Annotated in this window: 15 protein-coding genes; 11 read left to right on the top strand and 4 right to left on the bottom strand. The window is 32.4% G+C overall.

The genetic code is table 11. The annotated features are described in order from the left end of the window. The first annotated feature begins 8 nt into the window (after window positions 1-8). The 4 genes from coaE (at window position 9) to AACL09_RS00945 (ending at window position 2,084) form a co-directional block, all read left to right on the top strand. Entirely contained in the window at window positions 9-626 is a 618-nt protein-coding gene (gene coaE, locus AACL09_RS00960; RefSeq protein WP_339048170.1) for a dephospho-CoA kinase, read from the top strand. 40 nt (window positions 627-666) lie between these two features. After that, the gene (gene rpe / locus AACL09_RS00955) at window positions 667-1,314 is read left to right on the top strand and encodes a ribulose-phosphate 3-epimerase (protein WP_339048168.1); all 648 of its coding nucleotides are present in this window, start codon (window positions 667-669) and stop codon (window positions 1,312-1,314) included. A gap of 76 nt (window positions 1,315-1,390) precedes the next feature. Beyond that, window positions 1,391-1,747, top strand: a complete 357-nt coding sequence (locus AACL09_RS00950; RefSeq protein ID WP_339048166.1) for a hypothetical protein — start codon at window positions 1,391-1,393, stop codon at window positions 1,745-1,747. Window positions 1,748-1,751: 4 nt separating this feature from the next. Further along, complete coding sequence (locus tag AACL09_RS00945) at window positions 1,752-2,084, top strand: hypothetical protein (RefSeq protein ID WP_339048164.1); 333 nt, start codon at window positions 1,752-1,754, stop codon at window positions 2,082-2,084. Window positions 2,085-2,121: 37 nt separating this feature from the next. On the opposite strand, the gene nth is transcribed toward AACL09_RS00945, so the two are convergent. Continuing rightward, a complete protein-coding gene (gene nth / locus AACL09_RS00940; RefSeq protein WP_339048162.1) occupies window positions 2,122-2,751 on the bottom strand; it encodes an endonuclease III in 630 nt (209 codons plus the stop codon). A gap of 155 nt (window positions 2,752-2,906) precedes the next feature. Between nth and AACL09_RS00935 the strand changes: the two genes are divergently transcribed. The 6 genes from AACL09_RS00935 (at window position 2,907) to AACL09_RS00905 (ending at window position 10,129) form a co-directional block, all read left to right on the top strand. Further along, window positions 2,907-4,322 carry an NAD(P)H-dependent flavin oxidoreductase gene (locus tag AACL09_RS00935; protein ID WP_339048160.1) on the top strand — a complete coding sequence of 472 codons (1,416 nt, stop codon included), beginning with the start codon at window positions 2,907-2,909 and terminating at the stop codon, window positions 4,320-4,322. Window positions 4,323-4,471: 149 nt separating this feature from the next. Then, window positions 4,472-6,196: a membrane protein insertase YidC gene (gene yidC, locus AACL09_RS00930; protein WP_339048158.1), complete on the top strand. Its 1,725-nt coding sequence runs from the start codon at window positions 4,472-4,474 to the stop codon at window positions 6,194-6,196. Further along, the gene (locus tag AACL09_RS00925; RefSeq protein ID WP_339048156.1) at window positions 6,196-6,627 is read left to right on the top strand and encodes a 6,7-dimethyl-8-ribityllumazine synthase; all 432 of its coding nucleotides are present in this window, start codon (window positions 6,196-6,198) and stop codon (window positions 6,625-6,627) included. The genes yidC and AACL09_RS00925 overlap by 1 nt, the downstream gene beginning before the upstream one ends. Next, entirely contained in the window at window positions 6,627-7,067 is a 441-nt protein-coding gene (gene nusB / locus AACL09_RS00920; RefSeq protein WP_339048154.1) for a transcription antitermination factor NusB, read from the top strand. Before AACL09_RS00925 ends, nusB begins: the two co-directional genes overlap by 1 nt. Before the next feature lie 34 nt (window positions 7,068-7,101). Further along, window positions 7,102-8,037, top strand: coding sequence for a class II fructose-bisphosphatase (glpX, locus tag AACL09_RS00915; protein WP_339048946.1), 936 nt, complete (start codon window positions 7,102-7,104; stop codon window positions 8,035-8,037). A gap of 778 nt (window positions 8,038-8,815) precedes the next feature. After that, a complete protein-coding gene (locus tag AACL09_RS00905; protein WP_339048152.1) occupies window positions 8,816-10,129 on the top strand; it encodes a hypothetical protein in 1,314 nt (437 codons plus the stop codon). Between the two features lie 148 nt (window positions 10,130-10,277). Here the strand turns inward: AACL09_RS00905 and AACL09_RS00900 are convergent, their stop codons facing one another. From AACL09_RS00900 to AACL09_RS00890, 3 genes are all read right to left on the bottom strand, one after another. Continuing rightward, window positions 10,278-10,727 (bottom strand): hypothetical protein, encoded by a 450-nt coding sequence (locus AACL09_RS00900; protein ID WP_339048150.1) that lies wholly within the window; start codon window positions 10,725-10,727, stop codon window positions 10,278-10,280. 101 nt (window positions 10,728-10,828) lie between these two features. Further along, entirely contained in the window at window positions 10,829-12,025 is a 1,197-nt protein-coding gene (locus tag AACL09_RS00895) for an argininosuccinate synthase (protein ID WP_339048148.1), read from the bottom strand. Between the two features lie 76 nt (window positions 12,026-12,101). Further along, window positions 12,102-12,638, bottom strand: coding sequence for a hypothetical protein (locus AACL09_RS00890; protein WP_339048146.1), 537 nt, complete (start codon window positions 12,636-12,638; stop codon window positions 12,102-12,104). Between the two features lie 166 nt (window positions 12,639-12,804). On the opposite strand from AACL09_RS00890, the gene AACL09_RS00885 reads away from it, so the two are divergent. Next, complete coding sequence (locus AACL09_RS00885; protein ID WP_339048144.1) at window positions 12,805-14,019, top strand: CCA tRNA nucleotidyltransferase; 1,215 nt, start codon at window positions 12,805-12,807, stop codon at window positions 14,017-14,019. Window positions 14,020-14,029 lie beyond the last annotated feature (10 nt).

The following is a 14,029-nucleotide window of genomic DNA, read 5'->3' as shown; positions in this document are numbered from 1 at the left end:
CACTAAATATGATCATTTTAGGCTTAACAGGTGCAATTGGGGTAGGAAAAAGTTTTGTTGCAAGTTGTTTACAAAAATTTGGGGCTGCTATATTTGATGCAGACGCTATGGTACATAAAATTTACCAATCAGATAAATCTATTATTAACCTAGCACGAGACTATTTTCCGGATGCAGTAATAGATGGATCAATTAGTAGATCAATGCTTAGGAAGTATTTTTTTCAATATAGTGAAAAATGGCAAATTTTTGAATCTAAAGTACATTCTCTTGTTCTAGAAAAACAAAACGATTTTCTCATTGAAGAGAGGAAGAAAAGCAGCAAGCTTGCAGTGCTAGATGTACCACTACTTGTTGAGACAAAATCTCACCATTTATGTGATTTCATCATCTTTGTTACTGCAGATTTGCAATTACAAAATAAAAGGTTAACAAAGCGCAGCTTAACAACAAAGGAAATTGATTTATTTTCTAAACGACAACTTACTTATCATATAAAACATAAGCTTTCGGATTTTACTATAAATACCAGCTTTAACAAAGGATATACTTTTGCTCAAGTAAGGGAAATTATAGATTGTATTACTTATAATAAACACGTTTATAATGTAAGCTCTAGTTTTTGAGATAAAATATAATACTTATTAATGAAATGTGCAGAGAAAAATGTCGGTTCAAATAGCTGCATCAGTACTTTCAGCAGATTTTGCTAAGCTTGGGGAAGAAGTTAAGAAGGTAAGTGACTTAGGTGCGGATTTAATACATATAGATGTTATGGATGGCAATTTTGTACCTAATATTACAATTGGTCCAGGAGTTATATCAGCAATAAGGCCCTATTCTTCTTTGCCTTTCGATGTGCATTTAATGATAAACTCTCCTTCAGATCATATTGAAGCATTTGTAAGTGCGGGAGCAGATATAATTACTATACATGCAGAAGCAGAAATTCACTTAGACAGAGTAATCAGAAAAATTAAATCATATGGAGTTAAAGCTGGAATATCAATAGTTCCTTCAACTCATCCAAGTGTACTAGAATATATAATACATGAACTAGATGTAATTCTTGTAATGTCTGTCAATCCTGGTTTTGGCGGGCAAGAATTCCTAACTTCACAACTAGATAAAATATCTAAAATAAAATGCATGATAAAAAAAATTGCAACAAAAATAGCTATGGATGGTGGCATCACTACAAATAATGCATCCTCTATTATAGAAGCAGGAGCGGATATTTTAGTTATGGGATCAGCTATTTTTAAAGCACAAGATACCGCAAAAATGATAAATGATATTAAGAGTTTATTTTAAGATTCAACTATAAGTGGCATATTGACTTATGTTGGTATTTATGTAATACTATTTCATTAAAAGTGGGGGGTGAATAATGGGAGCATTAACACTAGAACAATTAGGAAAATATGAGGCACATTATGTCAAAAAAAATGACGGTATAGGTGCTTTAGAATCATTGCTTGGAGGCATTAATAATGAAAACGAAATTGAAGAAATTAGAAGTATTGCATACAGCATGTATGAGGAATTCCATTCTGATCAAAAGAAAAGAATTATTAGAAATATTACTATAGTTTCTACTGTTACAATGTCTGCTGCTTTTGGTGTATTTTTACTAATAAGACATTTAAATCCAATAGTAGACATAAAATTACCTATAGAGGTAGTGTCTACTTACTTTAGCAGCTACATGCTTACTTATGTTGTGTTATCAGTTGATAAAATATGAAAGCGTGGAATACAGATTTGATAGTAGATATTCTAATGAACAAGATGAAAGTAAAACACAAGCTAATGATAGTAATGATATTGTTACGTTAAAAACGCGATTAAAAAGGCTTACAGATTGCGTAAAATCAAATTGTAACAATAGTTATTATTACGATAATCCACAAATAGTTAGAGATGATGGAAAGCCGCAAAAAGTACTAGCAACATCTTTTATGCAAAATGGTGGTACAGATTGTGCAAACTTCCCTCCACTTCTTGAAAGTCCTGAAGGAAAAAATGGTTTTGCTCCTAGTACTATACAACTCACATCTAATGGCTTCTATGGTAGGTCATAACACTTTGTTACTACTTATCTTAAGTAGTAACAAATTATTAGCATTTCTTCTTATACTCACATAAATTTTTTATTATGCACGTTTTGCAAAGTGGCATGCGTGCTTTGCATACATATCTACCATGTAATACCAGCCAATGATGAGCGTATAGGAGCCATTTTTTTGGTACTACTTTAAGCAAGCTTCTTTCAGTTCCTATTATGCTCTTTTCCTTTACTAAGCCTATTCTATTGCTGACTCTAAACACGTGAGTATCAACTGCAAGCGTTGGCATGCCGAGTGCTGAATTTAAAAAAACATTTGCGCTTTTTCTTCCTACTCCTGGCAATGAGACTAGTTGATTAAACTCTGTGGGAACACTGCTATCATAGCTTTCTATTAAGATGATACTTAATTTTATGATATTTTTTGCTTTAGTGTTGTATAAACCAATACGGCAGATATGACTCTTTAATTCTTTTTCTCCAAGATCTAGGATTTTTTGTGGAGAATCAGCAATTTTAAACAGCTGTTCTGTTATCTTATTTACACTAACATCAGTTGTCCGTGCTGATAAAATTATTGCTATTAATAAAGTAAAATGGTTTGTATAATTTAGCTCAATTTTAGGTATAGGGTTAGATTGCTGAAAACTTGAAAAGATTAACTCTACTTTCTTTGGATCCATAAATCATCATTTTGCTGAAGTAGCAATACTACTGCTGCAGCATTGTAGATCAGGGCTAGTTGAGATGCAAACTTTTCTCCTAATATGTAACTAATTGTATAATTTAAAGAAACTCATTATAATAAGCTCTGAAATGGTAAAATTAACTAAAATTAATGGAAATAAGTTTAAAGGATGTAATCAAAAAAGTTTTACTTTCTGGTAAAGAGGTATGGCCCATTATAGAGGGTGGTAAAGGCATTGGAATAAGTGATGGATTTTCTTGTGGAGCCTTTGCTGCAGCTGGTGCAGTTGGTACTTTTTCAGGTGCTAATGCAAAGCTCATAGATGATAACGGTGAGATAGTGCCACAGATTTACAAAGGCAAAACAAGACATGAGCGTCATAATGAGCTCATTGAACATAGCATAAAAGCAGCAATCAGTCAGGCACGTGTTGCGAACGAAATTTCAAAAGATCAAGGTCGTATACATATGAATGTCTTATGGGAAATGGGAGCTGTGCAACGTATACTTAATGGGGTATTAGAAGGTGCAAAAGGGCTAATACATGGGGTTACTTGTGGTGCAGGGATGCCTTATAAATTAGCTGAAATAGCAGCTAAGTATCAAGTATATTATTATCCGATAATTTCATCAGTACGTGCGCTGAAAATTTTATGGAAGCGTTCGTATGAAAAAGTATCTAAATTTTTACTAGGCGGAGTAGTTTATGAGGATCCATGGCTTGCTGGTGGGCATAACGGTTTGAGTAATAATGAAGACCCAAGAGTGCCGCAAGATCCATTTGCAAGAGTTGCAGAGATTAGATCATTTATGAATGAAGTTGGCTTATGTGATGTGCCGATTGTAATGGCTGGAGGGGTGTGGTATTTAAAAGATTGGTATAACTGGTTTGATAACGAACTAATAGGCCATATAGCTTTTCAGTTTGGTACTCGCCCTCTGTTAACACAAGAAAGTCCAATTTCAGTAGAATGGAAAAATCATCTGCTTAATATTAAGAAAGGAGATGTTTACTTAAACAAATTCAGTCCTACAGGCTTTTATTCTTCTGCAATTGAAAATGATTTTTTACGTGAATTAAAAGAACGTAATTTAAGGCAAGTAGAATTTTCAGACAGTTATAGTAGTGTGTTTAATACCGAGCTAACCATTGGACAAAGAAATAGAAAAATTTATTTAAAAGCAGAAGATAAAAATCTATCTAATAAATGGATTGTTGAGGGGTATACAGAGATATTAAAAACACCTAGCTCAACTGTTATTTTTGTAACAAAAGATAAATTTGAAGAGATAAGAAGGGATCAAATTAATTGCATGGGTTGTTTAAGCCACTGTTTATTTAGTAATTGGAAAGATCATGATGACTATACAACAGGGCAAAAGCCAGACCCACGTAGCTTTTGCATACAAAAAACTCTGCAAAATATAATAAACGGTGGTGATATTAGAAATCAACTTATGTTTTCTGGCCACAACGCTTATAAATTCAAAGATGACCCTTTTTATAAAGACGGTTATGTTCCAACAGTAAAAGAGTTAGTTGAGAGGATATTAACTGGTTTTTAGGATTATTTACAGTGGCTGTTTTTGGTAAAAACTACTAGAGTGAAATTACTATAAATTCCCAATTCTAAAAAAGAAATAATTCTTAAGAAAGTTCATTGTATTGGAAGTATTAATATAATATACTTTAAATTAACATTTAAAAATATTATATGTCAGAGGTTAGAAATTTAGTCTTAGCAGTTTTTCTGTCAGTTTTAATAATGATTGGCTGGAGAATCTTCTACGAAAGGTTCTTTGATTATGAAAAAACCGCAATAGAAAATGCTGACGATATCAATTTAAACGACACAGAGTTAGCATTTCCTGAATTAAAATATAAAGATCGTTATGAGATTATAAATTCCAGCTCAGATCAAAGAGTAAAGATAGCCAATAACAAATTGCATGGTTCTATTTCTTTAAATGGAGCTAAGTTTGATGACTTAACTTTAGTCAATTATCATGTAACTTCCGATCCTACTTCTTCTGAAGTAGTTCTATTGTCTCCACTCGGGTCAAAAGATGTATACTTTGCTGAGTTTGGTTGGATAGACCCAGAAAATAAGATAAAAACTCCAAATTCATCAACAATTTGGCAAGCTGACAAAAAGAAGTTAAGTAGTGGGGAAGAGATTATCCTCCACTGGGATAATTTAGATGGCATTGTATTTAAAATAAAAATTGAACTAGATGATGATTACATGTTTAAAGTAGAACAACTAGTTGAAAATAGTACAAATACACAGGTTCATCTAGTACCTTATGGTAGAATAAATCGCAGTCGTGATGATATTAAACATTCTTACTTTATATCGCATGAAGGTGCTGTAGGCGTTCTTGATGATAAATTGAAAGAGTGGACTTATAAGAAGATTTCTTCACAAAAAAATATTAAGTTAAAGCAAAATCAAAATAATAAAAATTGGTTTGGTTTTGCAGATAAATATTGGTTTACGGCTATAATATCAGAAGGCTCATCAAGCATCAATATTAAACATGCTTCATCTTCTTTAGATAACAAATTTCAAATAGATTTTATGAAACAGCACAGCAATGAAATATCTGCAAATAATAGCCGTTCTCATATCAATTATTTTTTTACTGGTGCAAAGGAATTAAAACTTTTAGATCATTATAAAAATACTCTTAAAATACCACTATTTGATAAAGCAGTGGATTTTGGTGTTCTTTACTTTATAACCAAGCCAGTGTTTATGCTTCTGGAATATTTCCATACAGTATTTAAAAATTTTGGTTTAGCAATCTTGCTGCTAACATTATTGACTAAATTAACTATGCTGCCTTTATCTAGTAAATCTTATACTTCAACATTTAAATTGAAACAATTGCAGCCAGAAATGTTACGGATAAAAGAATTATATAAAAATGATAAAATGAAATTAAATAAAGAGATGTCATCATTATTAAAAAAACATAATATAAACCCAATGTCTGGTTTTTTACCGATGCTGATTCAAATCCCAGTCTTTTTTGCACTTTATAAAGTGTTGTTTGTCACTATTGAAATGAGACATGCTCCATTTTGTCTTTGGATTCATGATCTTTCAGCGCCTGACCCTATGAATATTTTAACGCTATTTGGTCTTTTAGATTATAATCCTCCAATTTCAATTGGGATCTTACCTATAATACTTGGTATGACCATGATAATTCAACAGAAGTTAAGTTATGACAATAATTCTTCTGAAAATATGCAAGTAACAAAATTTTTGCCATATATTTTTACATTTCTTTTTGCATCTTTTCCTGCAGGATTGATAATATATTGGATATGTAGCAACACTATAACAATCGCACAACAACTAGCCATAAAGCTTTTTATAATTAAAGATAATACTGTTTTTATCAAAAAAGTTTCAAATGAGAGTATGTAGTGTCTAAAGTACTTATTGTAATTTCAGATTATTATAAAGACATATCTGACTACCTACTAGCTGGTGCCAAAGAGAAATTGGATGACAAAGGTATTCAGTATGATGAACTCTATGTGCCAGGTGCATTTGAAATTCCGGCTGCAATTGTTTTTTCAATTATGAGTGATCGTAGCAGTTACAATGGCTATTTAGCACTTGGGTGCGTAATACGTGGGGAAACAGATCACTATCACTATGTTTGCAAAGGAGTAATTGGGTCTTTAGGTGAGATTGCCATCCAACATGCTGTACCCTTAGGCATGGGTATAATTACAGCTGATAGTAAAGAGAGAGTCTTAATCAGAGCTGATAAAAACCAAAGAAATGTTGGTGGTAATGCAGCTTTAGCGATGTTACGAATGATGGAAATATGTAGTAAATTTTTAAAATAATGGAACTTTTAGCTAAAAAAGACCGTTATTCTAGAAGAAGCATTGCACGTTTTCTTGTTATACAAGCCTACTATTCAGCCATGTTTGTAGATTACAAACATTCTGAAGAGTTAATTGATTACATAAATGAAGTTGCTCATTTATTTGAATTTTATAGTTTTGATAATCAGTTTTTGTTAAAGTTACTAGATGGTATCATCGACAACCCAAAAAAACTTGATTCAGTAATAGAATCTAATCTAAACTCTAAATGGTCCTTAGCAAGAATAAATTTGATTAGTTTAGCAATACTGCGAACTGCTGCGTATGAACTAGTGAATTGTGATACTCCCGCTATAGTGGTAATAAACGAATATACAAATATTTCTTCTGATTTACTTGATAAGGCAAGTGAAATTAGTTTTATTAATGCTATTCTAAATAAAATAAATAATACATAATATTTGCTACACATTAGATTTCTAAAAAGAGATGATAGAAGATTTAATTCCTAAATTGGTTGAAGCAACAGAAAGCGCAGCTATGGCTGCATATAATTTGCTTGGTTTAGGTCAAGAAAAAGAAGCAGATAGAGCTGCTGTTGATGCGATGCGTTCTACACTTAATTCTATAGATATGAATGGTACAGTTGTTATCGGTGAAGGTGAAAGAGACTTAGCACCAATGCTTTATATAGGTGAAGAGGTTGGTACAAAAAGGGGTCCAGAGATTGATATTGCACTTGACCCTTTAGAAGGGACTTCTGTATGTGCGAATTATGGCAGAGGGGCAATGTCTGTTCTTGCTGTTACAAAAAGAGGTAGTTTTCTAAACGCACCAGATGTTTATATGGAAAAGATAGCGGTAGGTAAAAACTTACCAAACGGTATTGTATCACTTAAAAATAGTATTGAAAGTAACCTATATCAGCTGTCCGAAGCAAAATGTTGTAAGATTAGTGAATTGGTAGTTATAGCACTAAACAGACCAAGGCATGAAAGCTTAATAATGAGAATTAGAAAATGTGGAGCAAAAGTAAAATTAATAGATGACGGTGATATATCAGCTGTTATTTCATTACTAAATAATAGTTATGATATGTATGTAGGAATTGGAGGTGCACCAGAAGGAATTTTAGCCGCATCAGTTCTAAGCTCCGTTGGGGGGCAAATGGAAGGAAAGTTAATATTTGATACTGATAAACTAAAAAAACGTGCGGAAGAAATAGGTATCAAGGATAAGGAAAAGATCTATAGAGTAGAAGATATGGTAAAAAGCGAATCGATATTTATCAGTACTGGTATTACAGATGGAGATATATTAAGCGGGATTAAAGATAAAAACAGCAAGCGTACTATTAACTCACTTATAATATCAAAAGGTGTGATAAAAAGGGTAAAAAAAATTACTTATAATTATTTTAACAGTTAAAGTATTTATTAGCTTAAAATCATGAAAAATAATAAAAAGAAAATATCCAAAAAACTGAATCAAGCTATATTTTTAATGATATAAAGTAAAACATAACCCGACCGCTTAAAACAGTAAAAGAAAGAAATATTAGACCATGTGAACAAAATTTCATTTAAGCCAAATGAGAGCACCAACGAAGTTTAAAAGTCCCATATAAACCTCAGCTGTCCTGTCGAATCTGAAAAAAATCCTTCTGAAATTTTTGATTTTTCCAAATCAATCAGATGTCGCTCTTTGTAAATATGCTTATCGTATGCACTTTTCTATTCCTCTTTGGCGGTTTTACATCCTTAAAAGCATTGCTGTCATAACCCTTATCAGCCTACTACGATGGAACGTTTTTAATGAGTACTTCAGCCTGTGTAATTTCGTTCCTTTGACCTGGTGTGAGAACAAATTTTAGCGAAAACAGTAGCATGAATCTTGATTAAAAAGCCACCCTTGCTTCGCCCTAAAGCTTCTTGAGCTTTTTTTGTATCCAGCCGAGCAGGCGTGAGCACGGATAATTGTACCATCGATTATTTCCAAATCTGGGTCTTGTTGTGTATATTGGAGCAACTTCCCCCAAATTTCTTTTTCGCACCATCTTTTGAATTTTTTGTGTATGCTCCTGTAATTGCCGTATATTTTTGGTGCCACTGGCAACCACTTCGATCCGTGTACCAAACCGCTTCCACAAACATTCTTCTCACTTTATTATTAATTTGTTAATAATTATTAATTATAATTAAGCAATATGAAAATGAATTTTGATTTAAAATTACTTGATCCAGCTTACCAATGGAATAATGGAAGTATTTTAGCAAAAGATCAAAATACGCCCAAGCATGCAGAAGTAGAAATAAACCCTAAATCACAAATTAAAAGCTGTATAAATACAAGTAAGCTAGATGACGGTTTAATTTCTATTGACACTACCAGACATGGATGTGATGTAGGCAAGCTTTTTAACGCAAAAAATGATGCATTTAAAATAACTTTAACAGAGGGAGTCAGAGAGAACGATGAGTTTGCGATGTTAGGAGGTACTGTAAACCTTAAAAGCAGCAAAGGTGATTGGATAGACTTAGGCTTAAATGAATGGGCGTTAAGCAACATCAGAGTTAAGATAACTAAGGATTGTGCTGAAGAAAGTAGGAAGATACTAGAAGCAGAGAAAGCAGCAAGAGAAGCTCAAGAAAAACTAGAACAGGAAAGAAGAGAAGCTCAGGAAAAATTGGAAAAAGAAAAGAAAGAAGCTCAAGAAAAATTAGAGGAAGAAATCAGAGAAAGAGATGCTTGCGAACCAGACATTGAAGCTATAAGAGATCACAGATATGATATAGAAGTGAAATCAAACCAATTTAATGGTAAAGTTGGTAGTGTAAATTTAGCATCTTGGTTTTTTAAAAATGGTGAATTATATTATGATTTACGTGGTGACGGTCTAGGATCTGTTAGGGTAGGAGAAGATAATATTTATTTAAAAGTATTACCTTGTAATGAGATAAAAAAGTACTATAAGTTAGCTCTTTGTGATCAAGAAGGTAATATAGCAGAAAAAACTCAAAAGGGAACTTCTTTAGATTCAAAAGGTCAAGCATCAAAAACTGAAAAAGAAACTATCATATATGTAAGTAAGTGCAACCTAATAGATGGACAAAAAATTCAGCTGAAAGACTACTATAGAGAAGATGAAAAGCCATCATTCATTATAAAACCATCTGAATCTAAAGATTGGGGAGAATCTAGTTCTGATGGAATCCGCTCTAGAGCAGAAGTATATAAATACAATCCAATTTCTCATAATATTGGAGATAAAATAGGAAAATTAAATGCGACAGATATTAGAGTATCGGATAATTCGTTTATTATTGATAATCTTGTATTAAATGATCGTTATACAACTTTTAATACTAATAAAAGTATAACAGTTTATGAACAAGATGATCATTCATACCGTGTAAATCAAGAATTTGCTGATGCAAAAACAATGAAACTTGTATTGGATGATTTACTCTGCTTATTTGATCAAAACTTATTACAAGATGGCATACAAATTATTGGCTAAAAAACTTATTCCTTATAACTACTACCGATATAGCAACTGCTTATATGCTATATCGGTGTAGTAAAAATTTGTGTGAATAAAATTTACTTATATTTTTATTATTCAATGTATTTTCTTGTATTAGTAAGATGAAATTCTAATAAATTTTTCATTTGCATTTACCTTCTTTCAGTTTTAGGAAAAATAAATTACCATTTTCATCTTTGCCAGAGAAAATTTTGACCTCTTGGTTACTGTTATTTAAATCAAAGTGAAGGTCTACATGAGTAGACAGTACATAATCTGGCTTTGCTTCACTACCTGAACCAAAGGCTTCTTTTATATTTAAATTAAAATGACTTTTTTCTAATGAATGCACATCCAAATAACATTTAGGTGGATATGAAGTTGCACAAATGCCAGAGATATTGTTTAATTCACCACTTATCTCTTCATATTTTGCTATTTTCTGGTAAGGCCATATCTTGCCATCTTGACCAAAGTATACTTTATTCTCCAAATCAACTTTCATATCACCATGATAATGAAAGCTTTCATGATCTTTATTATCGATATAATAACTTTCAACTTCAAAACATGGAAAATAATGGAGATCCATAGAAGTACCTATAAATTACACTATTGCTTATTATAATTATACAGTAAAAAAGTAAAGTAATTTTAAGTAAAAGTTAAAAATTTAATTTATTCAAGACAAAATTAAACACGAAACCTCAGAGAATTAATTTTGATAAACCCTTCTGCATCACTTTGGTTGTAATTTTCATCATCAAAACTTGCAAGTGCTTGTGAATAAATGCTATTGTCTGATTTTCTACTAACAATTGTTACTGACCCTTTATATAGCTTAGCACATACAGTGCCATTTACGTTCTTCTGTGATTTATCAATCAGTGCTTGTAGCATCTCACGTTCACGCGTCCACCAATAACCATTATAAATTAGTGCAGCATATTTAGGCATTATCTCATCTTTTAAATGTGATGCTGCTTTTTCTAGAGTAATACTTTCAATAGCACGGTGGGCATGAAATAAAATAGTACCTCCAGGAGTTTCGTATACACCACGAGATTTAATACCAACATAACGATTTTCAACTATATCTACCAAACCAATACCATGCCTGCCGCCAATTTCATTTAATCTTCTTAAAAGGTTTGCTGGCGACAGTTTATTACCGTCTATTGAGACTGGATCACCTTTAGCAAAGGTTATTTCCACATATTCAGGATTATCTTGAGCTTGCTCTGGTAGAGTAATGCGTTGTAACATTGAATAGTCAGATTCAATACCAGGATCCTCTAAAACCTTACCTTCAAATGAATTATGCAACAAATTTGAATCTATTGAATAAGGTGGTTCACCAGTTTTATCCTGTGGTATCTTTATATTGTGTACCTTAGCATACTCTATTAGCTTATTACGTGAGGTTAAATCCCATTCTCGCCACGGAGATATCACCTTAATTTTAGGATTAAGGCTGTAGTAACCAAATTCAAATCTTACTTGATCATTACCTTTGCCCGTTGCTCCATGAGCTACTGCATCTGCACCTACAAGCTTTGCTATATCAACTTGACGCTTAGCAATCAGTGGACGCGCTATTGCTGTGCCTAGTAAGTAATAACCTTCATATAAAGCATTAGCACGAAACATAGGGAAAACAAAATCTTGAACAAATTCCTCTGTTAAATCTTCTGTGTATATATTCTCATCTTTTACTCCTAATGCGGATGCCTTCTCTTTTATTAATGCAAGATCATCGTCTTGACCCAAATCAGCAGTAAAAGTTACAACTTCACAATTATATTTATCTTGTAACCACTTTAAGATCACTGATGTATCAAGCCCACCGGAATATGCAAGTACTACTTTTCTTACTTTTTGATTATTCATTACTAATCTTAAGTTTATTTATTAGCTAGTTTAGCCTTAAAACATAGAAAATAAATCTTTATTTTGTGATATTAAATTAGAGACTTGTTTCCAAAAATTCTAGAAATTCTACACAATTAATTGGTTTTGACTTTGATAATATTGGCACTACACCATGTGAAGATAAAAAACCAGAGTCAGTACTGCTACGCTGAGGTAAAATGTTAGAGCTAATATTATATAAGGGTGAAGGGCTTGAGTTAATGCCATTTGGTACTACTGCTATACTAGGAGTAGTAGGGGGAGGAGAGATAGAAGAAACAGAAGAACTATAAACGTCATAATTGCCGCAGAGCCTATAGCTTATGCCTATTGCCGAAATAAAACTAATCGTCCCTACTACTGACGTTACAATTGAAAACGTTGATAATGCTGCTGTGCTGCACTCAGCTTCTAATCCACGATCAAGAAGATATATACCAGAAGCAGAAGCAGCAATAGCACTAGATAGAGAAGAGGTAAGTGAGAAAGCTGCTATTGTAGTAAATATTCTTGCTATTCTGTCTGTACAAGTACTGGATGGACCTAAATAATTATCAACAACACAACCTGCACTACTTCTACTGTCTGTCATACTTTCTCAAAAAAAGTGATTATGCCTTTTTTACAATAAAACATTGAGCAGTCAATAAATATTTTTATTTGATTTTTTATTATCAAATTTAAAATCGATTAAAAATAATGAAGAAATTTACATTTTTTTATCATATTCTATACTTGTTAAATACAAGTTATTAGGTATGCAAATAAATCAAAATTGGATAGCTAGTGAAGAAGCAAGATTGATAATAGAGGCCATTGAAAAATCTGGTGGAGAAATACGATTTGTTGGTGGTTGTGTTCGAGATAGCGTCTTGGAAAGAGAAGTACATGATATCGATTTAGCTACTAATTTGCTCCCAGGGCAAGTAATAGCTGCCTTGGAGGCTAGTAATATTACGGTTATTCCTACGGGATTAAAACATGGTACTGTCACAGCAGTTTTAAATCAACAATCATTTGAGATTACAACTCTCAGACATGATATAAGGTGTGATGGTAGGCATGCTGAGATTGAGTTTACCAACAGTTGGCAAGCAGATGCTTCAAGACGCGATTTTACATTCAATGCTCTATACGCTGATAAATACGACAATGTATATGATTACTTTGATGGCCTGGAAGACTTAAAGCAAAGAAAACTTAGTTTTATCGGCAGTCCCGAAGCTAGAATAAAAGAAGATTATTTGCGAATATTGAGAGCATTTCGTTTTCATGCAGACCTATGTATAGGTAAAATTAGCGATAAAATACTTAGTGCATGTAGTAAGCATGCAGAAATGATATCTAGTTTATCTGGAGAAAGAATAAGAGATGAAATGTTAAAACTATTATCATGTAGTGACCACTTGGTACCCACTTTAGTAAGTATGCAGGAGTGTGATGTCCTGCAGAAAATTATTCCAGATAAAGTCTCATGCAATATTCTATCACATAAGATTTTAAGTGGAGTTGATTCCATAGTTAAATTAGCACTGCTCTTGCGTACAACTATAGCTGATAGAAAAAGTATAGGTGAATATATGAGTAGCTTTTTACGCCTATCAAAAAAACAAAAGAAAAAATTAATATCTATACTTAAAAACAACATATCAGCTGATTTATCAGAAAAAGAGCAAAAAAAGTATATATACTCATTTGGTTTAGAATTGTATAAGGATATAATAAAAGTTTGCTGTGTAGAGGCAAAAAAAGATGTTGGTGAAATACAGAAGTATATATTATTTGCTGATTCATGCTTAATTCCAGATTTTCCTATATCAGGTTCTGATCTGCGGAATATAGGATATAGACAAGGAAAATATTTGGGTGAAAGCTTAAAAACAATTAGAAGTTATTGGGAAGCGAGCTCCTATGCTCTTACAAAAGATAAGCTGCTTTCGTATGCTAAGAGTTTACTTTGTAAAAAAAAATAGAGAATGTAGG

Origin of the sequence: Candidatus Mesenet endosymbiont of Phosphuga atrata, from assembly GCF_964020175.1 — a bacterium.
GTDB lineage: Bacteria > Pseudomonadota > Alphaproteobacteria > Rickettsiales > Anaplasmataceae > Mesenet.
This window is presented reverse-complemented; position numbering and strand designations above follow the sequence as displayed.

Bases quoted from the DNA above. Each gene is read 5' to 3' on its own strand.
- coaE (WP_339048170.1), top strand. From the start codon at position 9: ATGATCATTTTAGGCTTAACAGGTGCAATTGGGGTAGGAAAAAGTTTT.
- rpe (WP_339048168.1), top strand. From the start codon at position 667: ATGTCGGTTCAAATAGCTGCATCAGTACTTTCAGCAGATTTTGCTAAG.
- AACL09_RS00950 (WP_339048166.1), top strand. From the start codon at position 1,391: ATGGGAGCATTAACACTAGAACAATTAGGAAAATATGAGGCACATTAT.
- nth (WP_339048162.1), bottom strand. From the start codon at position 2,751: ATGGATCCAAAGAAAGTAGAGTTAATCTTTTCAAGTTTTCAGCAATCT.
- AACL09_RS00935 (WP_339048160.1), top strand. From the start codon at position 2,907: ATGGAAATAAGTTTAAAGGATGTAATCAAAAAAGTTTTACTTTCTGGT.
- yidC (WP_339048158.1), top strand. From the start codon at position 4,472: ATGTCAGAGGTTAGAAATTTAGTCTTAGCAGTTTTTCTGTCAGTTTTA.
- nusB (WP_339048154.1), top strand. From the start codon at position 6,627: ATGGAACTTTTAGCTAAAAAAGACCGTTATTCTAGAAGAAGCATTGCA.
- AACL09_RS00905 (WP_339048152.1), top strand. From the start codon at position 8,816: ATGAAAATGAATTTTGATTTAAAATTACTTGATCCAGCTTACCAATGG.
- AACL09_RS00900 (WP_339048150.1), bottom strand. From the start codon at position 10,727: ATGGATCTCCATTATTTTCCATGTTTTGAAGTTGAAAGTTATTATATC.
- AACL09_RS00895 (WP_339048148.1), bottom strand. From the start codon at position 12,025: ATGAATAATCAAAAAGTAAGAAAAGTAGTACTTGCATATTCCGGTGGG.
- AACL09_RS00890 (WP_339048146.1), bottom strand. From the start codon at position 12,638: ATGACAGACAGTAGAAGTAGTGCAGGTTGTGTTGTTGATAATTATTTA.
- AACL09_RS00885 (WP_339048144.1), top strand. From the start codon at position 12,805: ATGCAAATAAATCAAAATTGGATAGCTAGTGAAGAAGCAAGATTGATA.